General features: G+C 60.1%; 1 rRNA gene. It reads right to left on the bottom strand.

The annotated features are described in order from the left end of the window. Positions 1–218: ribosomal RNA gene (locus CU044_RS02610) — 23S ribosomal RNA — on the bottom strand; the annotation flags it as partial.

Below are 218 nucleotides of genomic sequence, written 5' to 3'. Positions count from 1 at the left end.
GTATCGCTACTCATGCCTGCATTCTCACTCGTGAACCGTCCACCCCTCGCTTCCGCGGAGGCTTCACCCGGCACACGACGCTCCCCTACCCATCACAGCGGGCGTTGGCCCTCATGCTGTAATGACACGACTTCGGCGGTACGCTTGAGCCCCGCTACATTGTCGGCGCGGAATCACTTGACCAGTGAGCTATTACGCACTCTTTCAAGGGTGGCTGC

Origin of the sequence: Streptomyces sp. L-9-10 (assembly GCF_004151105.1) — a bacterium.
GTDB lineage: Bacteria > Actinomycetota > Actinomycetes > Streptomycetales > Streptomycetaceae > Streptomyces.
The sequence above is the reverse complement of the archived record's forward strand: the minus strand, read 5'-3'. Positions and strand labels throughout refer to the sequence as shown.